The organism is Campylobacter sp. BCW_6871 (assembly GCF_001762325.1).
Classification (GTDB): domain Bacteria; phylum Campylobacterota; class Campylobacteria; order Campylobacterales; family Campylobacteraceae; genus Campylobacter_D; species Campylobacter_D jejuni.
Map to the genome: position 1 here is coordinate 1 of NZ_MJWQ01000052.1, position 25,932 is coordinate 25,932.

The window sequence follows — 25,932 nt, forward strand, 5'->3', positions numbered from 1 at the left end:
GTTTTGGCAGCTAGTTTACTCACAGGTTGTTTAACAACTACTTTACAAACTAATGCAACAATGAGTCAAAGTATTTTTCTTGATCCTGTGGCTAAGGAAAAAAGAATTGTATTTTTAAATATCAAAAATACAAGCGGACATGATGTAAATTTAGAACCTAAATTAAGAAGTGCTTTGGAAGCTAAAGGATATAAAGTTATAGATGATCCTGATAAAGCAAATTATATTTTAAGTACCAATATTTTATATTGTGATAAAAAACAAGAAAATAATGCTGTAGGCGGTGCTGTTGCAGGAGGTGCTACAGGTGTGGCAGTTAGTGGCTATAATGGCGGCGGTGCAGGAGGTATGGTTGCTGCAGGTGCTGCAGGTGCTTTAGTAGGAGGACTTTTAGGAAAACTTACCGAAGATACAATTTGGCAAATGCAAGTAGATATTAATATCAAGCAAAAAGCTGATGGTAAAGTTTTAACTTCTAGTGGTAATGTTAGCGGACAAGCTAGCGTAAGAGATTCCCAAAGCTCAGGCTTTTTAAATAGCTTTGGCGGAAATGTTCGCAGTGATAAAGTAGGACATTTAAATTCAAATCAAATCAATAATACACAACAAACTTATGAAGGCAAATATATAGAAAAAAATACTATTATTTTTGCAGAAGCTGTGAAAACAGGACTTAAACTTCCTGAAGCTACGCCTATTTTAGAAGATAAAATTGCAAATCAGATTGCAGGATTATTTTAATTTGTTATGATTGCTAGATATTTTTCTAGCAATTCTTCCCTTATTTTAATATTTTTAATGTCCTTTATATCAACATTTAAAGCAAAAGATAAAATTTTGTTTTCAGTCTTTACAAATCCAACAATCCAAGCTAAATTGATATTATCATTAAAACCTGTTTTAGCATAAATTTTTTGGATTTTATCTTCCTTAAAAAGAATAATTTCTTTAACTTCTTCTTGACTTTTTTTGGAAAAAGGTAAAGAATTTTGCGAAAGTTTAAAAAGCAAATCAGCTTGATTTTTTGCAGAAATTTGTAAAGAATTATCGAGCCAAAAGGTATCGATTTTTGAAATTTTTGTATTTCCATAAGAAAGTTTATTTAAGCCTTCTTGCATGGTTTTAAGTCCTATTTTTCTTGCCAATTCTTTAAAAGCAGGCACTTGAGAGCGTTTTATGGCTGAGCTTAAACTAGCATCTTGTTTCCAAGAGGGCAAAAATACTTTTTCACCCTTATAATGATAGAAAATTTCCTTTGTATCTCTAACTACACCATTATCAAGTGTAATTAAAGCATTAAAAATTTTAAAAGTTGAAGCAGGAGAAAAGGTTTGTTTAGCTCTTTGAAAATCATTACTTGCATAATTTTTTCCATCAAAGACTATAAAAGTCCCACTTGTATTACAATCTTTAAAAAAATTACCAAGTATTTTATCCTCTCCAATGGCTATATTCAAAAACAATATAAATACAATAAAATTTCTCATTGCTCTTTATATTTTGATAAGACTTTTCTCATTGCTAAACTTGCTAAAGCCAAACCAAAAGAAGCTGTCACACCCATAAAAGAACCTAAATCTTTACAATGTGCTTCTTCATCAGAAAATACCACATCAAAATTTCCCTTAAAGCCTGATTTTCTAAGCTCATAACGAAATTTTTTCGCTAAAGCATCGCCGTGAGTTTTAAAAATACTTGTAGTTTTAATGCGTGTTGGATCAAGCTTTCTAGCTCCACCTGTTGAGGAGATAAAAATTTGTTTTTTAAAATCTATAAGATGAGCCAAAGCTACTTTTGCAGGAATATCATCAATGGCATCTATGATAAGATCAAACTCGCTTAAATCAAAATTTTTTAAAAAATTTTCATCGATTTTACTGACTATACCTTTAACCTTATAAATTCTTTCAAATACTTTAGCCTTTTCTTCGCCTATATTTTCGCTATGAATTTGGCGATTTTGATTGGTAATTTCAAATTTATCCGCATCGATTAAAGTAAGGTTTTTAAAACCACTACGATAAAGCGCATCAACGCAAATTCCACCCACTCCACCAAGTCCGCAAACCAAAACTTTTGTTTGTGAAATTTTTTGAAATTTTTCTTCTCCAACTAGCCATTTTATACGTGTAAATCTATCATTCATCATTTGCCTTTAACCATTTTTTAACTTTTTTCATTCTTTCATAAGCTGTAAGATCCAGCATTATAGGTGTTATTGTAGCGTAGCCTTTTTTAAGTAAGGCAATATCGCTATTTTTCTCATCTTCAAAGTCTAAATTCGCCGCTGCAAGCCAATAGTACTCCACTCCTCGTGGATTGACATTTGAATGGGCTTCAAAATTATAAACCCTTTTGCCTGCTTTACAAATTTTAATGCCTTTGATTTTTGATTTTGCAGGAAAATTGATATTTAAAAATTCTTTTTTTTCCAAAGGAAAACCTTTATCAAAAATATTTTGAATGATTTTTTTGGTAATTTTTAAAGCATTTTTATAGTCTAGTTCTTTTTCGCTTTTTTTATAAAATTGAGAAAGAGCTATAGCAGGAATTCCTTGTAAAACCGCCTCCATAGCTCCTGCACAAGTTCCTGAGTAAGTAATATCTTCGCCTACATTTGCTCCTTTGTTAATCCCACTGATTACAAGATCGGGCAAGCGTGTTTTATAAAGTGCGTGAAGTGCAAGATAAACACAATCTGCTGGAGTGCCATCATCAAGTTTGTAAAATCTTTTTCCTACTTTAACAAAACGCAAAGGTTTGGTTAGGGTTATGGAGTGTGAACAAGCTGATTTTTCACTAGCAGGAGCTACTATGGTGATCTTGGCTTTAAATTCTTTTTTTAACATCTTAATGAGTTTTTTAAGTCCTTCGCTTTCATAGCCATCGTCATTAGTGATAAGAATTTCTTTCATTGCTTTTCCTTGCAAAAGATAAAATTTGGATTTTAACATATTTTTTTAAAGCTTCATAGTATAAAAATTTTAATTTTAAATTATATAAATTTCGTATTATTTTTAATTATTTTTTTATTTTATATCGATTAATATTATTTAAATTATAAAAATATAAAGTTAGTAAGGAGGGTTTAAATATGTTTGATTTTTTCAAACCTAAGGCAAAAGCTATTAAATTTCCTAAAGAGGAAATTTTACCTAGATATTACAAAATGAGAACTTGGAGTTTAAGTGGAGTTTTTATAGGATATATGGGATATTATCTTGTGCGAAATAATATCACTCTTTCAACTCCATTTATACAAAATCAACTTGATCTCAGTAAATCAGACATCGGAACAATCACAGGCTCAATGCTTATAGCTTACGGGATTAGCAAAGGTGCAATGAGCGTTATAAGCGACAAAGCTGATCCTAAAAAATACATGGCTTTAGGTCTTATTTTATGTGCTCTTGTAAATGTTTTACTTGGTTTTTCAAATTCTTTTTACGCTTATGTAGGTTTTGTTATCGCACTTGGGGTTTTTCAAGGTATGGGGGTAGGTCCTTCTTTTATCACTCTTGCAAACTGGTATCCTAAAAAAGAGCGGGGAATTTACACGGCCATTTGGAATATCTCACATAATATAGGAGGCGGGATAGTTGCTCCTATAGTTTCGCTTTCAGGTTTTGCTTTAGCAGCATTATTGGGTGTAAGTATGGCAGATTTTAACGAAACATATTGGCACATGAATCATTTTTATGCTCCTGCTGCTTGTGCAGTTATCATTAGTCTTTATGTGCTTTATGCAGTTAAAGGAAGTCCTAAAAATGAAGGTTTGGTTGATATTACTGAAATCAATGAAATGCGAGGGATTAAAACAGAAGAAATCAAAGCTGTAGAAACTCCAAATTTAAGCAGTTTTGAAATTTTTTATCGTTATGTGCTTAAAAATAAAAATGCTTGGTATGTGGCTTGGATGGATACTTTTGTTTATATGGTGCGTTTTGGGCTTATTTCTTGGCTTCCTATTTACTTGCTAGAAACAAAAGGCTTTAATAAAGAACAAATGGGTATTGCCTTTTGGCTTTTTGAATGGGCTGCTATACCTTCTACTTTACTTGCAGGATATATTTCAGATAAAATTTTTAAAGGCTATAGAATGCCTCCTGCTATAGGTGCTATGGTGATTATTTTCTTTATGATTATTGGATATTTTACTTCAAATAATCTTTATATGGTTATTTTCTTTGCAGCTATGGCGGGGTGTTTAGTCTATATACCACAATTTTTAGCAAGTGTGCAAACCATGGAAGTCGTTCCTGCTTTTGCAGTAGGATCTTGTGTAGGACTTCGTGGCTTTATGAGTTATGTAGTCGGCGCTTCACTTGGAACAAAAGCTATAGGCTGGGCTGTGGATTACTATGGTAGTTGGAATGCTGGTCTTATCATGCTCCTTAGTGCTTGTATTCTTTGTATACTTTGTTCTACTTTATGTCATTTTAGCGCTAAGAAAAAATACGCTTAAACTTAATAGAATTTGCAATCAATTTGCAAATTCTTATATAATTTCATCAAAAAATAATTATTAAGGATAAATTGTTGAAAAGCTTTTTAGTTTGTGCCCTAGAACCTTCAGCAAATTTGCATTTAAAAGAAGTTTTAAAAGCCTATAAAAAAGATTTTGGTGAATTTGAACTTCATGGGATTTATGATGAGAATTTGTGCAAAGAATTTGATTTAAATTCTAAACCACTTTATAGCTCACATGAGTTTAGTGCTATGGGTTTTATAGAAGTTTTGCCTTTGATTTTTAAAGCAAAACAAGCTATAAAAGAGCTTGTAAATTTAAGTTTTACTCAAAAAATAAATGGGATTTTATGTATAGATTCGCCCGCTTTTAACATACCTTTTGCCAAGGCTTTAAAAAAATCAGGCAGTAAAATTCCACGCATTTATTATATCTTGCCTCAAGTTTGGGCATGGAAAAAAGGTCGCATACCTATCATAGAAAGTCATTTTGATATTTTAGCTTCTATTTTGCCCTTTGATAATCAGTTTTTTAACAAAAGCACTTATGTAGGCCATCCGCTTTTAGATGAGATAAAAGAATTTAAAAATAAAGAAGACATTAACAATATACTTTTAAAAAAAGATGATGAAAAAACTATAGCCTTTTTACCAGGTTCAAGACGTAGTGAAATTAGGCGTTTAATGCCTATTTTTAAAGAACTCTCGCAAAAATTTAAGGGTGAAAAAATTCTTTGCGTTCCCCCATTTAATCTTGAAAAATTAGAAATTTATGGTGATATTAGTGAATTTAAAATAGAAAGTAACACTCCAAAAGTACTTAAAAAAGCTGATTGTGCCTTTATTTGTAGCGGAACGGCTACTTTAGAAGCAGCTTTAGTGGGAACTCCTTTTATTCTTGCTTATAAAGCAAAAGCTATTGATATTTTTATTGCAAAACTTTTTGTAAAATTAAAACACATAGGACTTGCAAATATTTTTTGTGATTTTGCTAAAAAAGAAGCTTTAAACCCTGAATTTTTACAAGATAAAGTCAATGTTTTAAATTTATATGAAGCTTATAATAAATATGATTATAAGGCATTTTTTGCTAAAGTTGATTTTTTAAAAGAATATTTACAATTTGGAAGTGCTAAAAATTTAGCAAAAATCCTAAGCGAAATATAAAAGGATAAATTATGCAAAAAGAACCAATGAGTCAATTTGGCTATGATAAGTTAGCCGCAGAATTAAAAGATTTGAAAGATAATCAACGTCCCGCTGTTGTAATAGAAATCGATACAGCAAGAAGTCACGGGGATTTAAAAGAAAATGCAGAATACCATGCCGCAAGAGAAAAGCAAGCTTTGATAGAAAGTCGTATAGCAGAGCTTAGTGACTTGTTAGCAAGAGCTCAAGTGATCGATCCTTCAAGCTATGAGCACGATAGTGTGAAATTTGGTTCAAGTGTTGTGATCATGGATTTGGATACAGAAAAAGAAAGCAAATATACTCTAGTAGGAATTTGCGAAGGAGATTTAGATAAGGGTTATATTTCCATCGCATCTCCAATAGCAAAAGCTATGCTTGGGAAAAAAGAAGGAGATGATTTTAAAGTACGTTTGCCAAAAGGTGAAAGTGAATTTGAAATCCTTTCTATAAATTATGAGCCTTTGAAATTTTAAGGATAAAAAATTTTACTACAAAATGGAGCGATTTTAATCGCGGACGCTCATGAAAATAAACAAAGAAGGGGGTTTTGGGAATTTTTACAAGCCTTAAAAAAAGGTAAAATTTCCACCCCTCAACTCATACTTATGGGTGATATTTTCGATTTACTTATAGGTGAAATCTCTGCTACACATGAATTTGCTAAACCTTACATAGAACTTTTAGAAGAATTGGCCTTAAAGATTGAAATTATCTACTTAGAAGGCAATCATGATTTTAATCTTTCTTGTTTTTTTAAAAGGGTAAAAATTTTTAACTTACAAAAGCAACCCATAAAGCTTAATTTGCATACAAGTAAAGGTAATAATATTGTTTTAAATAACGCTTTTATAAAATTAGCTCACGGAGATATTTTTTTACCACCTCTTTTACAATTTACTCTTAAAACATTAAGAAATCATTATTTGCTTATATTTTTGAATTTTTTAAATATTATTACTTGTAATTTTATTTCAAATAAAATTCTTCAAAATCAAAACAAAAAAAACCTTTTTTATCAAATAAAAGATTTTGAAAATTTAGCGAAAAAAAGATATGAAAGATATGAAAATTTAGGATTTTGGGTATGTGAAGGACACTATCATCAAAATCATCAAATCAACAAAGAAAACATTAAATATCTTAACTTAGCTAGTTTTGCATATGAGAGAAGTTTTTTTGTAGTAGAATATCAGCAAGAAATCAAATTTCGAGAACAGAAATTGAGGGGTCAAAATGTTTGATGAAAATATCGTGAAAACGGGTTCAAATGAAATGGAGCTTGTCGATTTCCGTATCTTTAAGCAAGGACACGATAAAGTCTATGAAGGAATTTATGGTGTAAATGTTTCTAAGGTAAGGGAGATTATAAAAATCCCAAGCCTTACAGAACTTCCAGGTGTACCTGATTACATCGAAGGTATCTTTGATCTTCGTGGAGTGGTTATACCTGTAGTCAATCTTGCCAAATGGATGCAAATCACTGAGCCAGAAAGCACTATGCTAAAACCTAGAGTTATTATTACTGAATTTAGCAATATTCTTATTGGTTTTATAGTTCACGAAGCAAAAAGAATTCGTAGAATAAACTGGAAAGATATAGAACCAGCAACTTTTTCTACAGGATCAGGTGCTTTAGATAAAGGTAAAATCACAGGTGTAACACGCATTGAAAATGATGAAGTGTTGCTAATTTTAGATCTTGAAAGTGTTGTTGAAGATTTAGGAATTTACGCTCCAAAAACAGATATAGATTTTGGAAAAATAGAAAAATTTACTGGAACAGCACTTATACTTGATGACAGCATGACTGCTAGAAAACGCGTCAAAGAAATGATGCAACAGATGGGCTTTCAAGTTGTTGAAGCTAAGGACGGCGTAGAGGGCATAAACAAATTAGAAGAATTAAGCCAAGTTTATGGTGAAAGTTTAAATGATACTTTAAAAATTATAGTAAGCGATGTCGAAATGCCACAAATGGATGGTTTCCACTTTGCTGCACGCATTAAAGAAGATTCAAGATTTAAAGATATTCCTATAGTCTTTAACTCGTCTTTATCAAATGAATTTATGAATGAGAAAGGTGTTCAAGAAGCTGGTGGAGAAGGCTATCTTGTCAAATTTAACGCTAGCGATTTCTTCAATGAAATTGCAAAGGTTATTAAAAAACATCAATCTCAAGAACAGGGGTAAAATATGGAAGATATGCAAGAAATACTTGAAGACTTTTTGGTTGAAGCTTTTGAGCTTGTTGAGCAAATCGACCATGATTTAGTAGAGCTTGAATCAAATCCAGAAGATTTAGAATTATTAAATAGAATTTTCCGTGTTGCACATACGGTTAAAGGATCATCAAGTTTCTTAAATTTTGATGTTTTAACAAAGTTAACTCACCACATGGAAGATGTTTTAAATAAAGCAAGACATGGCGAGTTAAAAATAACTCCAGATATCATGGATGTGGTTTTAGAGTCTATTGATAGAATGAAAACTTTGCTTAATTCCATTCGTGATAATGGCAACGATACTGCTATTGGTATGGATATAGAACCAATTTGCGCAAGATTAACAGCTATTTCAGAGGGAGAGTCTCCTGTTGCGGCAACAGATTCAAATGAAAAATCTACTCCACAAGCAGAACCAGAAGCACCAAAACAAGAAATAGCTACTCCAGAACCTGAAGTAGATGTTAATCAATTAAGTGATTCTGAAGTTGAAGCTGAAATAGAAAGACTTTTAAAAGTTAGAAAAGCTGAAGATCAAGCTCGTCGCGCACAAAAGAAACAAACAACAAATGCAGCACCTAAACCGACTAACAATACAGCAAATAAACCTGCGGAAAGTGGAGAGAAAAAAGTTCCTGCTTCAGGTAGCAATGCTAGCAGTATGGATCAAACCATACGCGTGGAGGTAAAAAGATTAGATCACTTAATGAATCTAATTGGGGAGCTTGTTTTAGGTAAAAACCGTTTACTTAAAATTTACGATGATGTTGAAGAGCGTTATGAAGGAGAAAAATTCCTTGAAGAACTTAATCAGGTTGTAAGTCAATTAAGTATTATTACAACTGATGTTCAGCTTGCTGTAATGAAAACAAGAATGCAACCTATAGCAAAAGTTTTCAATAAATTCCCAAGAGTTGTTCGTGATTTGAGTCGTGAATTAGGAAAGCAAATAGAACTTGAAATTGCAGGTGAAGAAACTGAACTTGATAAATCTATCGTAGAGGAAATTGGCGATCCTATCATGCATATGATTAGAAATTCATGTGACCATGGTGTTGAGGATCCAGCAACTCGTGCAGCGAATGGAAAACCTGAAAAAGGTATAGTTCAACTTAAAGCTTATAATGAAGGCAATCACATCGTTGTAGAAATTACAGATGATGGTAAAGGACTTGATCCAAATGGCTTAAAAGCAAAAGCTATAGAGAAAAATTTGATTACCGAAAGAGAAGCAGATCAAATGACAGACAAAGAAGCTTTTGCTTTGATTTTCAAACCTGGTTTTTCAACTGCGGCTAAAGTAACAAATGTTTCAGGTCGTGGTGTAGGAATGGATGTTGTTAAAACCAACATCGAAAAACTTAATGGGGTAATTGAAATTGATAGTGAGTTAGGTAAAGGAAGTTCATTTAAACTTAAAATTCCTCTTACCTTGGCAATCATTCAATCTTTACTTGTAGGAACTCAAGAGGAATTCTATGCAATTCCACTTGCAAGCGTTCTTGAAACAGTTAGAGTACCAATTGATGATATCTATACTATCGAAGGTAAAAATGTATTACGCTTAAGAGATGAAGTGCTTTCTCTTGTGAGACTTTCAGATGTATTTGGAGTTAAACAAGTCCTTGAAAGCGGTGATCAAACTTATGTCGTTGTTATAGGGGTAGCAGAAAGCAAGCTTGGTATTATAGTAGATACTCTTGTAGGACAAGAAGAAATAGTTATTAAATCTATGGGTGATTATTTACAAAATATCCAAGGTATAGCAGGAGCTACAATCCGTGGTGATGGTAGAGTGACATTAATCATCGATGTAGGTGCTATGATGGATATGGCCAAAGAAATTAAAGTTGATATTAAAGCGCAATTAGAATCAAGTGCGAAAAAACCTAAAGAACAACCAAGTGATTATAAAGTCTTAATTGTAGATGATTCTAAAATGGATAGAACTTTAATGCAAAAAGCTTTAGAACCACTAGGAGTTAGTTTAGTTGAAGCAACCAATGGTGTTGAAGCATTGAATATTATAAAATCAGGCGAACATGATATTGATGCAATGCTTATAGATATCGAAATGCCAAGAATGGATGGATACACCTTAGCTGGTGAAATTAGAAAGTATTCTAAATATCGTAACTTACCACTCATTGCAGTTACTTCAAGAACAAGTAAAACTGACCGCTTAAGAGGTGTTGAAGTGGGTATGACTGAATATATCACTAAACCTTATTCTCCAGAATACTTGGAAAATGTGGTTAGAAAAAATTTGAAACTAGGATAAGAATATGAGTAATGAAAAATTAGAGCAAATTTTGCAAAAACAGCAAACTCAGATGGCTGGTCCTGATGTCAATCAAAGAGAAGATGATATCATCCAACTTGTTGGCTTTGTAGTTGGAGATGAGGAATATGCGATTCCAATTCTTAATATACAAGAAATCATCAAACCTATAGAATATACTAGAGTTCCTAGTGTACCTGATTATGTTCTAGGGGTTTTTAATATGCGTGGTAATGTTATGCCACTTATTGATCTAGCTCAACGCTTTCATTTAGGAAGTTCTAAAATGACACCTCAAACAAGATATATTGTTTTAAGAGGTGAGACAAATGGAACTGGAGTTGGAGGAAATGCTGGTTTTGTTATAGATAGATTAACCGAAGCAATTAAAATTCACAGAAACAGAATCGATCCACCACCTGAAACTTTAGTTAAAGACAAAGGTATGATTTATGGCATAGGAAAAAGAGATGAAAATATCTTAACTATACTCAAAGTAGAAGCTTTACTTAAGCGCGAATTTTAATGATTAAACTTTGTGTTTTTGACTTTGACGCTACTTTAATGGATGGTGAAACCATCGATATTTTAGCTACAGCGCATGGCAAGGGTAATCAAACAAGCGAAATTACCCGCCATGCCATGGCTGGAGAGCTTGATTTTTTCGAAAGTCTTCAGAAACGAGTAAGCCTTTTAAAAGGTATGTCTTATAAAAAAGTTTTAGAATTAGGTAGCACACTTCCACTAATGCATGGAGCACATGAACTTATCCAATATTTAAAATCTAAAAATATACAAATTGTTATTTTTAGCGGTGGTTTTCATGAAGGCATAGATCCCGCTATACAAAAACTTGGAATTAGCCTTGGTTTTGCAAATTATCTGCATCATAAAAATGACATTTTAACAGGGCTAGTTGGTGGGGAAATGATGTTTTCAAATTCAAAAGGCTTAATGCTACAACGATTAAAAAGCTTTTTAAATTTGAAAACAGATGAAGTGATGTGTGTTGGCGATGGGGCAAATGATTTGGCAATGTTTAACGAAAGTGGATTAAAGATTGCATTTTGTGCTAAAGAAATTTTACGTTCCAAAGCTGATATTTGCATAGATATAAAAGACTTAAAAGAAATAATAAAGGTAATATAATGAAAAATTTTTCTCTTTGGTGTGATTTTATAGAAAATAGTTTTTTAGATAATGAATTTTTAAATTTATTATCACATGGAATTAATGGTGCTACTTCAAATCCTGCTATTTTTAAAAATGCTATTTTAAATTCTCCAATTTATAAAGATAAAATTCTTAAATTGAAAGGAAAAAAAACAAAAGATATTTATGAAGAATTAGCAATTTCTGATATTCAAAAAGCAGCTGATAAATTAGCTCCTCTTTTTTATCAAAAAAACGATGGATTTATAAGTATTGAAATAGATCCAAGACTTCATGATAACACGACTCTTAGTTTAGGCGAAGCTAAAAGACTTTATAGTGCTATTAGCAAAGAAAATGTAATGATTAAAATACCAGCTACAAAAGCTTCTTATGAAGTAATGTATGAACTTATGAAAAATGGTATTAGCGTCAATGCTACCTTAATTTTTTCTCTTGAACAAAGTCAAAAATGTTTTGAAGCTTTAAATGCAGGTTTATTCGAATTTAGAAAAAACAATATAGCCTTAAAAGAACAAAATACTAGAACACCACAAGCTGTTATAAGTATTTTTGTAAGTCGTTTTGATAGACTTTTAAATCCTAAAGCCAAAGAGCAAAATCGTATTGGAATTTTAAATGCAAATTTAGCTTATAACAATATCTACTCAAAAAATGAACCTAATATTCGCGCCTTGTTTGCAAGCACTGGAGTTAAAGGAGATGATCTGCCAAAAGACTATTATATCAAAGAACTTCTTTTTGAGAATTCTGTTAATACTGCTCCTCTTGATGCAATAGAGGCATTTAAAGGAAAAATGGATTTTAAAAAACCTTTAATGAATTTTGAAATTTATACAGAACTTAATCAAATCATTTCTCAAAGCGAACGAGAAAAAGCTTGCAATGATTTATTAAGCGATGGCATAGAGCAATTTTGTATTGCTTTTGAAGATATTTTAAAAGCTCTTTAATTAACGTATTTTTATCATTTTATTCTTTGAAAGTTTTAATATTTTTGATGGGATATTTTCGAAAAAATTCTCATCAAGTATTATATCAGCAACACTTCTAGCCCATTCTTCATCAAATTCTTTTCCATGCTTATTTGCCGAAGATGAATAAAAATAGCCATTTTTACTTAAAAAATTCGCATGTTTACACTCTTTCACAATGCGAATGGCCTGATTATTTGGATAAATAAAAGTTGTTTTTTTAGAACGACGTACTAAATTTTTAAAAGATTTTGGAATTCTTGCTAAACTTTTTAACTCGCAAAATTTCGCAGAAGTGATTAAGCAAGGTTGATTTTTATCTCTACCTTTTAAAGCATTAATCTCTTCTAAATTTTTACTTAAAAATCCTACCGTAGTATCTGTTTGAGCTAAATAAATCAAGATTTAAGCCACTCTTGCAAACTCTTTACATCTAAGCAAGATTTACTCTGTATAGCTTTAATCGATTTTGCACCTGCTAAAGCTGATCGTAAATTTGTAAAATAAGGTATTTTAAAACGAATGATATTTTCACGAATTTTTTTCGTATCACCTTTAAAACTGTGACTATCGCTTGTATTGATAACTAAGTGAATTTCCCCATTTTTCAATTTATCTTCAACATTAGGGCGTCCTTCTGAAATTTTATGTACAAGTTCACACTCAAAACCACTTTCTAAAATTTCCTTACAAGTTCCCCCTGTTGCCATAAGCTTAAAGCCAAGCTTTACATATTCTGCAGCGATTTTTTTGGTATATTTTTTATCCTTATCTTTTAAGGAGATAAATACCACGCCTTGCTCTGGAAGATGATTAAACGATGCGATTTGACTTTTTGCGTAAGAATTTGCAAAATCCTTGCTTATACCCATAACTTCACCCGTTGAACGCATTTCAGGGCCTAATTCTAAATCACTTCCACTAAGTTTTGCAAATGGAAATACTGCTTCTTTCACGCTCATATATTTTGGAGTTTTAGGGCGTAAAATTTTAGTATCAAAATTAACCACTTTGAAAGTATCATAAAATTTCAAAGCTTCTTTTAAATTTCCTTGCCACATCACACGCGTTGCTACTTTTGCCAAAGGGATACCCGTAGCTTTACTAACAAAAGGCACAGTACGACTAGCTCTAGGATTTACTTCTATCATATAAAGCTCATTATTATGTAAAGCAAATTGTATATTTAAAAGCCCTACAACTCCTAAATTTAAAGCAATATCTGCGGTTTTTTGTGCAATAAATTCTTGCATTTTTTCATCGATATTGCAAGGTGGTAAAGAACAAGCACTATCGCCTGAATGGATTCCTGCTTCTTCTATATGCTCCATAATTCCTGCCACATAAACATCTTTACCATCACAAATCGCATCAACATCAATTTCTGTAGCATTGTCTAAAAACTGATCGATCAAAACAGGACTTTTATCACTCACATCTACAGCTTCTTGCATATAGAGTCTAAGTTCGGCCTCATCATTTACCACACGCATCGCACGCCCACCTAAAACATAACTTGGTCTTACAAGCACAGGATATCCTATATCACTAGCTTTAAGCACCGCTTCTTCTACACTTGTTGCAGTGGAATTTTTTGGCTGATTGATACCTAGTTTTGTAATAAATTCGGCAAATTTCTTTCTATCTTCTGCCATATCAATTACTCTTGCGCTAGTACCTATAATCTTAGCTCCAAAAGCACTCAAACGCTTAGCAAATTTCAAAGGAGTTTGTCCACCAAAATGCACAATCACTCCATCAGGTTTTTCACGCTCAATCACCGCTCTTAAATGTTCAAAATCAATAGGCTCGAAATACAAAATATCACTTGTATCATAGTCAGTCGAAACGGTTTCAGGATTACAATTATACATAATGGTTTTAATACCCATATCTTTAAGCGCAAAAGAAGCATGTACGCAAGCATAGTCAAATTCTATACCTTGTCCTATGCGATTTGGCCCCCCACCTATAATCATCACTTTTTTTTCTTTTTTATCCTTAGCATCATTTTTACTTTGAGTGAGTTCGCTTACATTAATACTTGAATAAAGATAAGGAGTTAAAGCTTCAAATTCACCCGCACAAGTATCCACTTCACTAAATTCTGCGATGATTTTTTGCTTCATTCTCGCATAATAAATATCATTTTGGCTTAATTCTAAATTATCTTTCAAATTTACAAGCAAAGCTACCATTTTATCTGAAAAGCCCATAGTTTTTGCTTTTCTCAAAAGAGCTTTATTGTTTAAAATATCCATATCAATTTGCTCTTCAAAATCTACAATTTCTTTAATCTGTGTTAAAAACCAAGGATCTATTTTACAAAGCTCATAAAGTTCTTCTACGCTAAAACCTTCTCTAAAAGCTTGAGCAACATAAAGCAAACGCTTTTCATTGGCATTGCGAATTTTAAAAACAAGATCATTCCTATCTTCAAATTTTACTCTATCAAAACCACTCAAAGAACGCTCAAGAGAACAAAGTGCTTTTTGTATACTTTCTTTAAAAGTGCGTCCTATAGCCATTACCTCACCCACACTTTTCATAGCTGTACCTAAAGTTGTATTTGCTCCTGGAAATTTTTCAAAAGTAAAGCGAGGAATTTTTGTCACAATGTAATCAATCACAGGCTCGAAAGATGCAGGAGTTCCTGTAATGTCATTTTTAATCTCATCTAAACTAAAGCCTACTGCCAAAAGTGTCGCAACCTTTGCTATAGGATAACCCGTTGCCTTAGAAGCTAAAGCACTTGATCTTGAAACCCTTGGATTCATTTCTATAACTATCATTTTTCCATTTTTTGGGTTGATAGCAAATTGTACATTACTTCCGCCTGTATCTACGCCAATTTCACGCAAAATAGCAAAAGAAGCATTACGCATAACTTGATATTCTTTATCCGTCAAAGTTAATGCTGGAGCTATTGTAATACTATCTCCTGTATGAACTCCCATAGGATCGATATTTTCTATACTACAAACTATGATACAATTATCCGCTCTATCGCGTATAACTTCCATTTCATATTCTTTCCAACCTAACAAACTTTCTTCAATCAAAATTTCATGGATAGGCGATAAAGCTAAAGCAGTATTAGCGAGTTCTTTAAATTCGTCCATATTATAAACCACACCACTTCCAGCACCTCCTAAAGTATAAGAAGCACGGATCATCAAAGGAAAGCCGATTTCATCTACGGCTTTTAAAGCTTCATCATAATTATACGCATACATCGATTTTGGCAAATCCATGCCGATTTTTTTCATACATTCTTTAAAGACTTGACGATCTTCGCCTTTTTTAATCGCCTCAGGATTTGCGCCTAAAAATTTTACATCTCCTAAAAGTCCGCTTTCATAAACTTCCATAGCAACATTTAACGCTACTTGTCCACCCATAGTTGGCAAAATTGCATCAATTTTTTCTTTTTTAATAATACTTAAAATACTTTCTTTTGTTATGGGTTCTATATAAGTTGCATCTGCAAATTCAGGATCTGTCATGATAGTTGCAGGATTTGAGTTGATTAATACTACACGATATCCTAATTCTTTTAAAGTCTTTGCGGCTTGAGTTCCAGAATAATCAAATTCACAAGCTTGTCCTATCACAATAGGACCACTTCCTATAAGTAAAATACTTTTAATATCTGTTCGTTTTGGCATAAATTTTCCTAAGAGCATGAATTTGAGCTGATTATAACAAAAATTAGTTTTATAAACTTTGAAATTATCGATATAATTTTAAAAAATAAACACCCTGCTTTTAATCTAGGAAATAATACATAAAGAAATTTAAGATTTTTTATAAAATTCTCATTCGATTATAAAAATTTATTTGATAATTTAACAAAATTTTTAGCATTAAGCAAAGTTATAATAATTAGCAAAAATATAGAAAATTTTTAAAAAGTCTAACCCTTGACTTATAAATTATCTACTACATATAAATAAGCAGGAATACTGATCTTAACATAAGGCTTTACTTCTACACTTTGATACATATCTTCATCATCAACCCTATTCACAATCCCAACAGGTATATCCGAAAAGAAAATATTATCAAGTCCACTTGTTAAGATTTCATCTCCGATATTAATTTTTGCCCATTTTGGAATAAATTTAACCACAACCTTGCCATTTTCACCTTGAATTAAACCTGGAGCTTTGAATTTTCCTATATAAACAGAAAAAACACACTGATCATCACCTTGTAAAAGAGCCATTGCTCTACCATTTTTATTAATAGCTATACCTGCAGTATATCCTTGATATATTAAACCACGATTTTTACCAACGGGAATTTTGCTCCAATCTAACCATAATTTTTTATAATCATTCAATTGAACATAAGAAATAACTCTAGTTAAAGAAACTTGAGGTAAATATTTTGTAGAATTTTGATCCTCTAAAATACGATTTAATTGATTTGCAAAGCTAGTTACCTTTATAGCAATATCTTCTAATTCTTTATTTCTAGCTTTTAATTGCTGAATTTGATTTGCTTGATTAAAGTGTTCTGAAATTTTTTCTCCCAAATAATCTTTAATATTATAAAAATTACCTATAACAAAGTCATTAACACGGAGAACATTTTGCTTGATAAGTCTTCCATAATAAAAAGATATAAAAACCAAAAAGGCTAAGACAAGAACATAAAAAATCTTATTCTTCATTGGTTAATTGTTGCAATAATGAAATTTCCTCTAAAGCTTTACCTGTTCCTTTTGCTACAGCTAAAAGCGGTTCATCTGCGATATAAACTGGCAAACGCACAATTTCACTTAAGTATTTATCAAGACCACGAATCAATGCTCCGCCACCTGTTAAAACTACACCATTTTCTACTATATCGCTTGCTAAATCAGGCGGCATCATTTCAAGAACCATTTTTAAAGCATCAGCAATTTCTTTCAAATACTCACGCATTGCTTCTCTTACATCTTCACTTGTAAGTTCAATACGACTTAAAAGTCCACTTACCTGATCACGTCCTTTTACCACCATAGAAAGTTCTTTTGGAAGTTGTATTGCTGAACCTATGGTGATTTTGATCTCTTCGCCTGTTCTTTCACCTATGATAAGATTGTATTTTTCTTTTACATAATTAACTATACTCATATCAAGCTTATCTCCAGCCGTACGAATAGACTTTGAAATCACAAGTCCACCCAAAGAAATCACTCCAATCTCAGTAGTTCCACCTCCTATATCTACTACCAAATTTCCTTTAGGTTCTTGTATAGGCAAACTTGCACCAATAGCCGCTGCCATAGGCTCTTCAATCAAAAATACCTCTCTTGCACCTGCGCTTAAGGCGCTTTCTCTTACTGCTTTTCTTTCAACTTGAGTTAAACCATAAGGAACAGAAATGATAATTCTAGGGCGTAAAAAACTTTTTCTACGGTGTGTTTTTTCTATAAAATAGCGGATCATTTTTTCAGTCATATCAAAATCTGCAATCACACCATCTTTCATAGGACGAATAGCTTCGATATTGCCGGGAGTTTTTCCCACCATATCTTTAGCTTCTTTACCTACGGCTAAAATTTTTGCTTTGGAACCATACCTTTCTCTTTCAACTGCCACAACAGAAGGCTCATTTATCACTATACCCTTATCTTTTACCAAAACTAGCGTATTAGCTGTTCCTAAATCAATCCCCATATCACTAGAAAAAAATCCTATAAGTTGATCTAATATCATTTCTATCCTTTTAACTTATTTATCTTTTTATTAATAATGCTTTTGCATTGTCTTTAACAACTTCTTTAGTTATTATAATATCATAATTTTTATACTCTGGTAACTCAAACATTAAATCTACCATCATTTCTTCTATAATACTTCTAAGTCCCCTAGCCCCTGTTTTTCTCTCCAATGCAAGTTGTGCGATAGCTCTTAGAGCATCTTCTTCAAATTTTAAATTTACCCCATCAATAGCAAAAAGCTTTTGATATTGTTTAATAATGGCATTTTTAGGCTCAGTTAAAATTCTTACCATATCCTCTTCATTAAGTTCATTTAAAGATGCAATCACATGCAAACGACCTATAAGCTCAGGAATCAAACCAAAATGCACCAAATCATCAGGTTCAATTTTCTCAAGTAAAGCTTTATTTTCTTCTTTTGCATCATCAAAAAAGCCCACAACTTTATCGCCAAGTTTTCTTTTTAAGATAGTTTCCAAACCATCAAAAGCTCCACCACAAACAAATAAAATATTTGAAGTGTCAATTTGTATAAACTCTTGATTTGGATGTTTTCTTCCCCCTTTTGGTGGAATATTTACCAAACTTCCTTCGATAATCTTAAGTAAAGCTTGTTGCACACCCTCTCCACTTACATCACGAGTAATAGAACGATTTTCACTCATTCTAGCAATTTTATCAATCTCATCAATAAAAACTATACCTTTTTGAGCTCTTTGCACATCTCCATCTGCAGCTTGTAAAAGACGTGTTAAAATATTTTCTACATCCTCACCTACATATCCTGCTTCAGTTAAAGAAGTTGCATCACAAATTGCTATAGGTGCATCTAAAAATTTAGCTAAAGTTTGTGCCAATAAAGTTTTTCCACTTCCTGTTGGCCCAACAAGTAAAATATTTGACTTAAAAAGCTCTGTATCATCATCTTGAAGCTCGGCTTTAAAAAGTCTTTTATAATGATTGTATACTCCAACACTAAAAACTTTTTTAGCTCTATCTTGTCCTATGACATAACGATCTAAATAAGCTTTTAATTCTTTTGGAGTGATATCTTTAAATTCTGTATTATGGCTTTGTTTAGGCTCTTTAAATTCTTTTTCTTCTCCATAAATAATACTATAAGCACCTTCAACGCAATATTCACAAATAAAAGCATCATCATTTTCATTTGCTAAAATTCTTCTTTGTGGATTCTCCACTTCATTGCAAAAACTACATTTTCTAGGCATTATTTTTACCCCTATAAACAGGAATTCCGCGCTTTGTTTCTAATATAAAATGACACATTTTTTTAACATTTTCACTTTCTTGATTTTCAAGCAAATTTTTAGCATTTTCTTTTAAATCTCCTTGTCTAAATAAAGTTTTAAAAGCTCTGCTAAGTCTATCTACTTCATCTTTATCAAAACGACGACGAATACCTACTAAATTTAAACTTCTAATACTTGCACGATTTCCTTCTGCTAAACAAAACGGTACTATATCCTGAGAAAGTGCACTTGCTCCTGCTATCATACAACCCTCACCTACTTTGACAAATTGATGAATAGGTGTAAGCCCGCCTACAACCGTAAAATCTCCAAGCTCTACATGTCCTGCTAAAGTTGCATTATTAGCTAAAATAATATTATTACCCAAAAAACAATCATGAGCAATATGACAATAAGCCATAATAAAAGCATTATCGCCTATACGAGTAAAACCATCTCCTTTAGCTGTACCTGAATTTATCGTTGCAAATTCTCTAATAGTTGCATTTTTTCCTATAACAACACCGCTTTTTTGCTCTTCTTTATAAGATATGTCCTGAGGAATATCGCCTACTATAGCATAAGAAAATACACGAGAATGATCACCTATAGTTGTATCTGAAAGAATTCGAGCACCTTGTTTGATGACAACATCATTACCTATTTTAGTATCTTTACCTACATAAGCATAAGCTTCTATTACAACATCGTCACCAAGTTGTGCACCCTCTTCGATCACCGCACTTGGATGAATTTTTTTCATTATTTATCCACTATCATAGCTTTAAGCTCAGCCTCTGCAACTAAATTTCGATCTACAAAAGCTTGCCCTTTAAAAATCCACATATTGCCACGATTTTTAACCACGCTCATTTCATAATCAAGCCTATCTCCAGGACGCACAGGATTTCTAAATTTTGCTCCATCTATGCCTGTGAAATAAACTACTTTACTTTTTGGATTCACTTTATCTTCCATACTTTCAAAAGCTAAAACTCCGCCTGTTTGAGCCATACCTTCTAAAATCAAAACTCCAGGATAAATAGGATGCCCTGGAAAATGTCCCATAAAAACATGGTCACTTATACTGATGTTTTTATATCCTCGAACCACTTCTTTAACTTTTAATTCTGTAATTTTATCTACTAGTAAAAAAGGATAACGGTGTGGTAAGATTTCTTGAATTTGCATTACATCTATCATTATTAAATTAACCTTGAAAACAATTAAAAATTTTATTATATAAAAAAATCATTAAAAATTACATTAACAAAAAAAGTTTTTCTTAATAAATTTCTTAAATTTCTACAAGCACCTCTTGATTATCATGATAAATTTCACTTTTTACTATCACTTCATATCTTGAAGGCAAAATATTTTCAAGGATGATAATAGGACTAAGATTATAAGTTCCAAACAATTTATTACGCCATTTAATTTCTGCTTGCACACTCAAAGGTCTTTTTAAAAAATCTTCAAAATTTTTCCATTTGTTTTTAAAAAATGCATTAAAACGCCAAAATTCAACAAAAACCATTTCATCTTTAGTGCTTCTATAAAAGCCTTCTTTTAAATTTTGTTTTAAATTTTCCTCATCCAAAGAAAATCTTGTATAAGCGTTTTTAAAATGCGAATAAAATAAAATATGAGATTTAACAGGCTTTTTATCTAATTTTATTAAAGCACTTAAAAGACGATAATTTAAAAATTTCTCTCTTAAAATTTCAAATTTTATACCCTTTTTTTCCCATAAAACTACTTTTTTATAAAGAGCTATTCTTGCTTCTATACTTGCAGGTAAAATTTGCTTATTTACAGGAGACATTAACTCATCAATGAAATTCTTATCTTGTTTTTGTTTTTTAAGCCCATAAATACAACCGCAATAGTTTTGATGATAAAGCATTTCTTTTTTTGCTAAAGCAAACTGCCTTTGAGTGCCACCATTTTTACGAAAATCAGGAGCTAAAAACTCTACCCCATAAGACTCACATTCTTTTTGTAAAGCATTTTTTAACTGTTCTAAATCTTTTTTAGGGCTGGTTAAAAGCGTAGTAGTAAGCTTTTTTTCTCCTATTTTAGCAGCAAATTTAACACTAGATCCCATTCTTACATCAAAACAAATTTCACACCTTGCACCTTTTTCAGGCTCATTTTCATAACCACGCACAGCATTAAGCCATTTTTCATACTCATACTCACCTTTATGAAGCTTGATGCCAAGTTTATCACAAGATCTTTTTACATCTAAAAACCTTAGTTCGTATTCGCTTAAAGGATGGATATTTGGATCATAAAAATATCCTATGATTTTTTCATCAGGATAAGTCTTTCTAAGTTCTTCAATAAAATAATGACTATCCACACTACAACAAATATGCACTAACATTAAAGACTTTCAAGTACTTTTAAAGCATGATCTTTTACACGAACATTACTATAAATTTGAGCAATCTTACCTGTTTCATCGATAACAAAAGTAGATCGAATAAGACCTTCGTATTCTTTTCCGTAATTTTTCTTAAGCCCCCAAGCTCCATAAGCTTTAGCAACTTCTTTTTCGCTATCACTAAGTAAAATATGCTTTAAACCAAATTTAGAGATAAATTTTTCATGACTTGCCACGCTATCAGGACTAATACCGATAATCACTGCATTTTTATCACCAAATTTATCATAATTTAAACTAAAATCACAAGCTTCTGTAGTGCAACCTGGAGTATTATCTTTTGGATAAAAATACAAAATCACCTTTTTACCAATAAAATCTTTTAATGCTATTTTTACCCCATCTTGATTTAAAAGCTCAAACTGAGGTGCTTTATCTCCTATATTTAAACTCATTTACTTGCCTTTGCTTTGATAGCTTCTACACTTTCTCCGCCAAAGCCTATGTCATAATTTTCTACATCTTCTAAAACCACCACAACTCTTTCTTTACTTTTATTATATTTCGTGCTTAAAAGTTTGGTAATATCAGCTATAAGCTCTGCTTTTTGTTCCTTACTTAAAGACGGCTTTGCTAATTTAATATTTACTAATGGCATATTTCTCCTTTTTAATGATAATTTTTTATAATTATTTCAAAAAATACCTAATATTTTTTTAACAAAAAACCTTAATTTAATAAAAGCTTATTGTTAGTATATTTTTGATAAAATCCCAATTTATTCTTAAAATAATATTTTTTAAGAAATAAACAACTATAAAAGGTAAAAAAAATGATCTCAGCAGATAAAATTTGGATGGATGGAAAATTAGTTGATTTTAAAGATGCAACTTTGCACTTTTTAACCCATTCTTTACATTATGGCAATGCTGTTTTTGAAGGAACTAGAGCCTATAAAACAGATAAAGGCTTAGCAATTTTCAGACTTGAAGATCACACCAAAAGACTTTTAGAGTCTGCAAAAATTACTCTTTTAAATTGTCCTTTTTCTCAAAAAGAGCTTGAAAATGCACAAATTGAACTCTTAAAAGCAAACAATTTTAAAAGCAATGTCTATATCCGCCCTTTGATTTTTTTAGGCGATGGAGTTATGGGACTTTATCATATAAAAGCTCCTGTAAGAGTTGGAATTGCAGCTTGGGAATGGGGCGCTTACCTTGGAGAAGAAGGCTTAGAAAAAGGCATAAAAGTAAAAATTTCGTCTTTTGCAAGAAATAGTGTTAAATCATGCATGGGAAAAGCTAAAGCAAGCGCGAATTACCTTAACTCTCAAATTGCAAAATTTGAAGCTATTGAAGCAGGTTATGAAGAAGCTTTAATGCTTGATGAAGAAGGTTTTATCGCAGAAGGAACAGGAGAATGTTTCTTTATTGTAAAAGATGGGGTTTTAATCACACCTCCAAATGATTTTTCTTTAAAAAGCATTACTCAAGATACAGTGCTTAAAATCGCTCATGATCTTGGTGTCACTGTGCTTCGCCAAAGAATTTCAAGAGATGAAGTTTATACTGCTGATGAAGCATTTTTTACCGGAACAGCCGCTGAAATCACACCTATTAACAATATTGATGCAAGAATAATAGGAAATGGTTTAAGAGGATCTGTAACTAAAAAACTTCAAGATGCTTATTTTGATGTAGTTTATGGACGCAATCAAAAATACGCATCTATGCTAACTTATATTTAAAAAAGGAAATAAATGCCAGCTGATTTGAATGATTATTTCAATAAAAAAAATGGAAATTCTAATAATAACGGAAACAACCGTCAAAATTTCAATTTCAAAGCACCAGAATTTAATTTTAAAGGTTTTGGAAAATTTTCTCCGCTTATTTATGGGGTGATTATTATTATCTTATTTTTAATTGTTGCAAAACCTTTTATGGTAATAAATTCTGGAGAAATGGGTATTAAATCAACAACAGGTAAATATGACCCAAATCCATTAGAACCAGGACTTCACTTTTTCTTACCTTTTGTACAAAAAATAACCATAATCGATACTAGAGTAAGACAAATCAACTATGCTTCTATAGAGGGAAGTAATGAAAATTTATCTTCAGGTTCAGGTGTTATTAATAAAAATAGTATTTCTGTACTTGACTCTCGTGGATTGCCTGTATCTATTGATGTTACAGTGCAATACCGTTTAAATCCTTTGCAAGTTCCTCAAACCATAGCTACTTGGAGCTTAAATTGGGAAAATAAAATTATCGATCCAGTTGTTCGTGATGTAGTGCGAAGTGTTGTAGGAAAATATACAGCCGAGGAACTTCCTACTAATCGTAATACAATAGCCGCTCAAATAGAAGAAGGCATAAGAAAAACTATAGAAGCTCAACCAAATGAACCTGTAGAACTTCGTGCTGTACAACTTAGAGAAATTATTTTACCTTCAAAAGTAAAAGAGCAAATCGAACGCGTACAAATTGCAAAACAAGAAGCTGAAAGAACTAAGTATGAAGTAGAAAGAGCTAATCAAGAAGCCTTAAAAAAAGCCGCCTTAGCTGAAGGGGAAGCAAACGCAACCATAATCAGTGCTAAAGGTAAAGCTATGGCTGTTAAAATAGAAGCAGATGCACAAGCTTATTCTAATAAAGAAATCGCAAACAGCTTAAACACTCCTTTACTAAATTTAAAGCAAATTGAAACTCAAAAAGAATTTAATGAAGCTTTAAAAGTCAATCAAGATGCTAAAATTTTCTTAACTCCAGGTGGAGCAGTACCAAACATTTGGGTTGATACCAAAGATGCTAAAAAGCAAAGTTCTGCCAACATGAACTAAAAGGATACGCAAGTGGAAAAACTAAGAGAAATCGTGCTTTTTTACACTACTCATTTATATTTAGTGGATTATATGCTGATTTTATTAGTTTTTTTTCTCTTCACTTGTGTTTTACTTCTTTGTGTATTTTTACGCCATAGACCTATAGCAGCACTTTTTATTATTGCATTTGATATTATTATTTGTTTTTTAGTTTATATCTATGGGTATAAACTAATAGACAATGAAGTAAGAACTCGAAAAACCGCTATTACGGATCAAAAAATAATACAAAGCTCAAATGATTTAATTGTTGATTTTAACATTACAAATAATTCAAAAAATAATTTTAAAGAATGTAAAATTACAGCTAAAATTTTTGCGGATAAAATACCTAATGATAATATCATAGAAGAATATAAAAAGAAATTTATCCCTTTTAGACAAAAAAGTAGAGAAATTAAAGATCTAAAGAAAAACGCAACCCAAGTTCAAAGAATTGCTTTTGAAAATTTTAACTATGAAAATAACTATACCATACGCTTAGTTTCGGAGTGTTTTTAATGCATTTTACGATTTTTCATATTATAGCTTTTATCATTTTACTTATTTGCTTTGCCTTGATTTGTATTTTAATCTTTCTAAAAGTCAAACAGAAAGAAATGGCTTTGATTTCTTATACCATAGCTACTATTTTTACCGCACTTTTGATATATTCTATTTTTCTAACAATCAATCAATTCACCACTCAAGCCGATCTTAGCAAACTAACCTATACAAGAGATCTAAGACATGAAAGTGTTATCGTAAGCGGAAAGGTTCAAAATCTTACTAAATTTGAAATCAGAAAATGCTATTTGATACTTAGCATATTAAACCAAAAAAAAGTAGGGGGAGAAATTTTCAATGATAAAAATATTCGCAATGCCAAAATGCAAAATACAAGTGTTTCTTACACTATAGAAATTATAGACAAACTTCCGGGTAATACTTATAAAGAATTTAGAGCCAGTGTTCCTTTTCCTCCAAGTTTTGATAACCCTGAATTTTATCACACTCTAAAATGTATTTGATTTAGAAAATACTTAATATTAATAATTAGAATTTGTCTATATCACATTTCATTAAATCTTAAAGAATTAAACATATATTATTTTATAGAGATAACTAGCTTTTTAGCTAGTTATCTAAGGTTAAAACCTCTTCTTCTTAACATCTTCTAAGATATTATTAGCTATATCACTTACTGTACTAGAAATAATAGCTGATTCATTAGCAATTTCAACATTATCTTTAGTAGTTTGATCAATTTGTGCTACGCTATCATTGATTTGAGTAATACCTGCAGTTTGTTCTTTAATACTTTCTGCCATATCATTGATAGATTGAACAAGTAAATTAGTATTAGCTTCTATTTCAGATAAAGACTTTTGAGTTCTCTCAGCTAG

General features: G+C 31.5%; 28 protein-coding genes. 14 read left to right on the plus strand and 14 right to left on the minus strand.

Annotated features, from left to right (window positions below; translation table 11 throughout):
* A partial coding sequence (gene traT / locus AJ930_RS05535) for a complement resistance protein TraT (RefSeq protein ID WP_261659499.1) occupies positions 1–741 on the plus strand: 741 nt, incomplete at its 5' end.
* On the opposite strand, the gene blaOXA is transcribed toward traT, so the two are convergent.
* Genes blaOXA through surE form a run of 3 tightly spaced genes read right to left on the minus strand, consistent with a single transcriptional unit; the run spans position 738 to position 2,915 of the window.
* On the minus strand, positions 738–1,487 hold the full coding sequence (gene blaOXA, locus AJ930_RS05540; protein ID WP_002870724.1) for an OXA-184 family class D beta-lactamase: 750 nt from the start codon (positions 1,485–1,487) through the stop codon (positions 738–740). The two genes, traT and blaOXA, sit on opposite strands and share 4 nt — an antisense overlap.
* A complete protein-coding gene (locus AJ930_RS05545; protein WP_072223997.1) occupies positions 1,484–2,149 on the minus strand; it encodes a tRNA threonylcarbamoyladenosine dehydratase in 666 nt (221 codons plus the stop codon). Before AJ930_RS05545 ends, blaOXA begins: the two co-directional genes overlap by 4 nt.
* Positions 2,139–2,915 carry a 5'/3'-nucleotidase SurE gene (gene surE, locus AJ930_RS05550; RefSeq protein ID WP_002870722.1) on the minus strand — a complete coding sequence of 259 codons (777 nt, stop codon included), beginning with the start codon at positions 2,913–2,915 and terminating at the stop codon, positions 2,139–2,141. The genes AJ930_RS05545 and surE overlap by 11 nt, the downstream gene beginning before the upstream one ends.
* Before the next feature lie 179 nt (positions 2,916–3,094).
* On the opposite strand from surE, the gene AJ930_RS05555 reads away from it, so the two are divergent.
* From AJ930_RS05555 to AJ930_RS05595, 9 genes are all read left to right on the plus strand, one after another.
* Positions 3,095–4,465: an MFS transporter gene (locus tag AJ930_RS05555; RefSeq protein WP_002870721.1), complete on the plus strand. Its 1,371-nt coding sequence runs from the start codon at positions 3,095–3,097 to the stop codon at positions 4,463–4,465.
* Between the two features lie 74 nt (positions 4,466–4,539).
* A complete protein-coding gene (gene lpxB / locus AJ930_RS05560) occupies positions 4,540–5,634 on the plus strand; it encodes a lipid-A-disaccharide synthase (protein WP_070274980.1) in 1,095 nt (364 codons plus the stop codon).
* A gap of 11 nt (positions 5,635–5,645) precedes the next feature.
* Positions 5,646–6,131: a transcription elongation factor GreA gene (greA, locus tag AJ930_RS05565; protein ID WP_002851733.1), complete on the plus strand. Its 486-nt coding sequence runs from the start codon at positions 5,646–5,648 to the stop codon at positions 6,129–6,131.
* A 9-nt stretch (positions 6,132–6,140) separates the two neighbouring features.
* Positions 6,141–6,899: a UDP-2,3-diacylglucosamine diphosphatase gene (locus AJ930_RS05570; protein ID WP_335582234.1), complete on the plus strand. Its 759-nt coding sequence runs from the start codon at positions 6,141–6,143 to the stop codon at positions 6,897–6,899.
* Entirely contained in the window at positions 6,892–7,848 is a 957-nt protein-coding gene (locus AJ930_RS05575; RefSeq protein ID WP_002870846.1) for a chemotaxis protein, read from the plus strand. Before AJ930_RS05570 ends, AJ930_RS05575 begins: the two co-directional genes overlap by 8 nt.
* Positions 7,849–7,851: 3 nt before the next feature.
* Positions 7,852–10,161: a hybrid sensor histidine kinase/response regulator gene (locus tag AJ930_RS05580; protein WP_070274982.1), complete on the plus strand. Its 2,310-nt coding sequence runs from the start codon at positions 7,852–7,854 to the stop codon at positions 10,159–10,161.
* Between the two features lie 4 nt (positions 10,162–10,165).
* Positions 10,166–10,687: a chemotaxis protein CheW gene (locus tag AJ930_RS05585; protein WP_044779559.1), complete on the plus strand. Its 522-nt coding sequence runs from the start codon at positions 10,166–10,168 to the stop codon at positions 10,685–10,687.
* On the plus strand, positions 10,687–11,310 hold the full coding sequence (gene serB / locus AJ930_RS05590; RefSeq protein WP_002898963.1) for a phosphoserine phosphatase SerB: 624 nt from the start codon (positions 10,687–10,689) through the stop codon (positions 11,308–11,310). Before AJ930_RS05585 ends, serB begins: the two co-directional genes overlap by 1 nt.
* Positions 11,310–12,287, plus strand: coding sequence for a transaldolase (locus tag AJ930_RS05595; RefSeq protein ID WP_002854543.1), 978 nt, complete (start codon positions 11,310–11,312; stop codon positions 12,285–12,287). Before serB ends, AJ930_RS05595 begins: the two co-directional genes overlap by 1 nt.
* On the opposite strand, the gene AJ930_RS05600 is transcribed toward AJ930_RS05595, so the two are convergent.
* The 10 genes from AJ930_RS05600 to AJ930_RS05645 all read right to left on the minus strand — a co-directional run bounded on the left by AJ930_RS05600 (position 12,288) and on the right by AJ930_RS05645 (position 22,318).
* On the minus strand, positions 12,288–12,710 hold the full coding sequence (locus tag AJ930_RS05600) for a hypothetical protein (RefSeq protein ID WP_002908196.1): 423 nt from the start codon (positions 12,708–12,710) through the stop codon (positions 12,288–12,290).
* Positions 12,707–15,976 carry a carbamoyl-phosphate synthase large subunit gene (gene carB, locus AJ930_RS05605; protein ID WP_070274983.1) on the minus strand — a complete coding sequence of 1,090 codons (3,270 nt, stop codon included), beginning with the start codon at positions 15,974–15,976 and terminating at the stop codon, positions 12,707–12,709. The genes AJ930_RS05600 and carB overlap by 4 nt, the downstream gene beginning before the upstream one ends.
* A gap of 260 nt (positions 15,977–16,236) precedes the next feature.
* Positions 16,237–16,986 carry a rod shape-determining protein MreC gene (mreC, locus tag AJ930_RS05610; RefSeq protein ID WP_070274984.1) on the minus strand — a complete coding sequence of 250 codons (750 nt, stop codon included), beginning with the start codon at positions 16,984–16,986 and terminating at the stop codon, positions 16,237–16,239.
* Positions 16,976–18,016: a rod shape-determining protein gene (locus AJ930_RS05615; RefSeq protein ID WP_002851700.1), complete on the minus strand. Its 1,041-nt coding sequence runs from the start codon at positions 18,014–18,016 to the stop codon at positions 16,976–16,978. The genes mreC and AJ930_RS05615 overlap by 11 nt, the downstream gene beginning before the upstream one ends.
* A 19-nt stretch (positions 18,017–18,035) precedes the next feature.
* Complete coding sequence (gene clpX / locus AJ930_RS05620; protein WP_070274985.1) at positions 18,036–19,250, minus strand: ATP-dependent Clp protease ATP-binding subunit ClpX; 1,215 nt, start codon at positions 19,248–19,250, stop codon at positions 18,036–18,038.
* Positions 19,243–20,034: an acyl-ACP--UDP-N-acetylglucosamine O-acyltransferase gene (gene lpxA / locus AJ930_RS05625; RefSeq protein WP_044779564.1), complete on the minus strand. Its 792-nt coding sequence runs from the start codon at positions 20,032–20,034 to the stop codon at positions 19,243–19,245. The genes clpX and lpxA overlap by 8 nt, the downstream gene beginning before the upstream one ends.
* Positions 20,034–20,474: a 3-hydroxyacyl-ACP dehydratase FabZ gene (gene fabZ / locus AJ930_RS05630; protein ID WP_070274986.1), complete on the minus strand. Its 441-nt coding sequence runs from the start codon at positions 20,472–20,474 to the stop codon at positions 20,034–20,036. Before fabZ ends, lpxA begins: the two co-directional genes overlap by 1 nt.
* Positions 20,475–20,568: 94 nt before the next feature.
* Positions 20,569–21,660: an epoxyqueuosine reductase QueH gene (locus tag AJ930_RS05635; RefSeq protein ID WP_070274987.1), complete on the minus strand. Its 1,092-nt coding sequence runs from the start codon at positions 21,658–21,660 to the stop codon at positions 20,569–20,571.
* Positions 21,660–22,115: a thioredoxin-dependent thiol peroxidase gene (gene bcp / locus AJ930_RS05640; RefSeq protein ID WP_053872509.1), complete on the minus strand. Its 456-nt coding sequence runs from the start codon at positions 22,113–22,115 to the stop codon at positions 21,660–21,662. Before bcp ends, AJ930_RS05635 begins: the two co-directional genes overlap by 1 nt.
* A complete protein-coding gene (locus tag AJ930_RS05645; protein ID WP_002860331.1) occupies positions 22,112–22,318 on the minus strand; it encodes a 4-oxalocrotonate tautomerase family protein in 207 nt (68 codons plus the stop codon). The genes bcp and AJ930_RS05645 overlap by 4 nt, the downstream gene beginning before the upstream one ends.
* 174 nt (positions 22,319–22,492) lie before the next feature.
* Here AJ930_RS05645 and ilvE point away from each other — a divergent pair, with 174 nt between their 5' ends.
* From ilvE to AJ930_RS05665, 4 genes are read left to right on the plus strand one after another with little or no spacing between them, the layout of a single operon-like run.
* Entirely contained in the window at positions 22,493–23,407 is a 915-nt protein-coding gene (gene ilvE / locus AJ930_RS05650) for a branched-chain-amino-acid transaminase (RefSeq protein ID WP_044780359.1), read from the plus strand.
* Positions 23,408–23,419: 12 nt separating this feature from the next.
* Complete coding sequence (locus AJ930_RS05655; protein ID WP_044780358.1) at positions 23,420–24,505, plus strand: prohibitin family protein; 1,086 nt, start codon at positions 23,420–23,422, stop codon at positions 24,503–24,505.
* Positions 24,506–24,517: 12 nt separating this feature from the next.
* The gene (locus AJ930_RS05660; RefSeq protein ID WP_002861051.1) at positions 24,518–25,048 is read left to right on the plus strand and encodes a DUF2393 domain-containing protein; all 531 of its coding nucleotides are present in this window, start codon (positions 24,518–24,520) and stop codon (positions 25,046–25,048) included.
* Entirely contained in the window at positions 25,048–25,557 is a 510-nt protein-coding gene (locus tag AJ930_RS05665) for a DUF2393 family protein (RefSeq protein ID WP_002861050.1), read from the plus strand. Before AJ930_RS05660 ends, AJ930_RS05665 begins: the two co-directional genes overlap by 1 nt.
* A 120-nt stretch (positions 25,558–25,677) precedes the next feature.
* Here the strand turns inward: AJ930_RS05665 and AJ930_RS05670 are convergent.
* Positions 25,678–25,932, minus strand: a 255-nt coding sequence (locus tag AJ930_RS05670) for a methyl-accepting chemotaxis protein (protein WP_032600453.1), incomplete at its 5' end; no start/stop codon positions are given.

Excerpts from the sequence above, each read along its gene's own strand:
- AJ930_RS05615 (WP_002851700.1), bottom strand. The coding sequence starts at position 18,016 with ATGATATTAGATCAACTTATAGGATTTTTTTCTAGTGATATGGGGATT.
- AJ930_RS05655 (WP_044780358.1), top strand. The coding sequence starts at position 23,420 with ATGCCAGCTGATTTGAATGATTATTTCAATAAAAAAAATGGAAATTCT.
- ilvE (WP_044780359.1), top strand. The coding sequence starts at position 22,493 with ATGATCTCAGCAGATAAAATTTGGATGGATGGAAAATTAGTTGATTTT.
- AJ930_RS05635 (WP_070274987.1), bottom strand. The coding sequence starts at position 21,660 with ATGTTAGTGCATATTTGTTGTAGTGTGGATAGTCATTATTTTATTGAA.
- AJ930_RS05545 (WP_072223997.1), bottom strand. The coding sequence starts at position 2,149 with ATGATGAATGATAGATTTACACGTATAAAATGGCTAGTTGGAGAAGAA.
- surE (WP_002870722.1), bottom strand. The coding sequence starts at position 2,915 with ATGAAAGAAATTCTTATCACTAATGACGATGGCTATGAAAGCGAAGGA.
- serB (WP_002898963.1), top strand. The coding sequence starts at position 10,687 with ATGATTAAACTTTGTGTTTTTGACTTTGACGCTACTTTAATGGATGGT.
- AJ930_RS05645 (WP_002860331.1), bottom strand. The coding sequence starts at position 22,318 with ATGCCATTAGTAAATATTAAATTAGCAAAGCCGTCTTTAAGTAAGGAA.
- lpxA (WP_044779564.1), bottom strand. The coding sequence starts at position 20,034 with ATGAAAAAAATTCATCCAAGTGCGGTGATCGAAGAGGGTGCACAACTT.
- AJ930_RS05575 (WP_002870846.1), top strand. The coding sequence starts at position 6,892 with ATGTTTGATGAAAATATCGTGAAAACGGGTTCAAATGAAATGGAGCTT.
- carB (WP_070274983.1), bottom strand. The coding sequence starts at position 15,976 with ATGCCAAAACGAACAGATATTAAAAGTATTTTACTTATAGGAAGTGGT.
- mreC (WP_070274984.1), bottom strand. The coding sequence starts at position 16,986 with ATGAAGAATAAGATTTTTTATGTTCTTGTCTTAGCCTTTTTGGTTTTT.
- AJ930_RS05665 (WP_002861050.1), top strand. The coding sequence starts at position 25,048 with ATGCATTTTACGATTTTTCATATTATAGCTTTTATCATTTTACTTATT.
- blaOXA (WP_002870724.1), bottom strand. The coding sequence starts at position 1,487 with ATGAGAAATTTTATTGTATTTATATTGTTTTTGAATATAGCCATTGGA.
- AJ930_RS05595 (WP_002854543.1), top strand. The coding sequence starts at position 11,310 with ATGAAAAATTTTTCTCTTTGGTGTGATTTTATAGAAAATAGTTTTTTA.
- AJ930_RS05585 (WP_044779559.1), top strand. The coding sequence starts at position 10,166 with ATGAGTAATGAAAAATTAGAGCAAATTTTGCAAAAACAGCAAACTCAG.
- clpX (WP_070274985.1), bottom strand. The coding sequence starts at position 19,250 with ATGCCTAGAAAATGTAGTTTTTGCAATGAAGTGGAGAATCCACAAAGA.
- bcp (WP_053872509.1), bottom strand. The coding sequence starts at position 22,115 with ATGAGTTTAAATATAGGAGATAAAGCACCTCAGTTTGAGCTTTTAAAT.
- greA (WP_002851733.1), top strand. The coding sequence starts at position 5,646 with ATGCAAAAAGAACCAATGAGTCAATTTGGCTATGATAAGTTAGCCGCA.
- AJ930_RS05555 (WP_002870721.1), top strand. The coding sequence starts at position 3,095 with ATGTTTGATTTTTTCAAACCTAAGGCAAAAGCTATTAAATTTCCTAAA.
- AJ930_RS05580 (WP_070274982.1), top strand. The coding sequence starts at position 7,852 with ATGGAAGATATGCAAGAAATACTTGAAGACTTTTTGGTTGAAGCTTTT.
- fabZ (WP_070274986.1), bottom strand. The coding sequence starts at position 20,474 with ATGATAGATGTAATGCAAATTCAAGAAATCTTACCACACCGTTATCCT.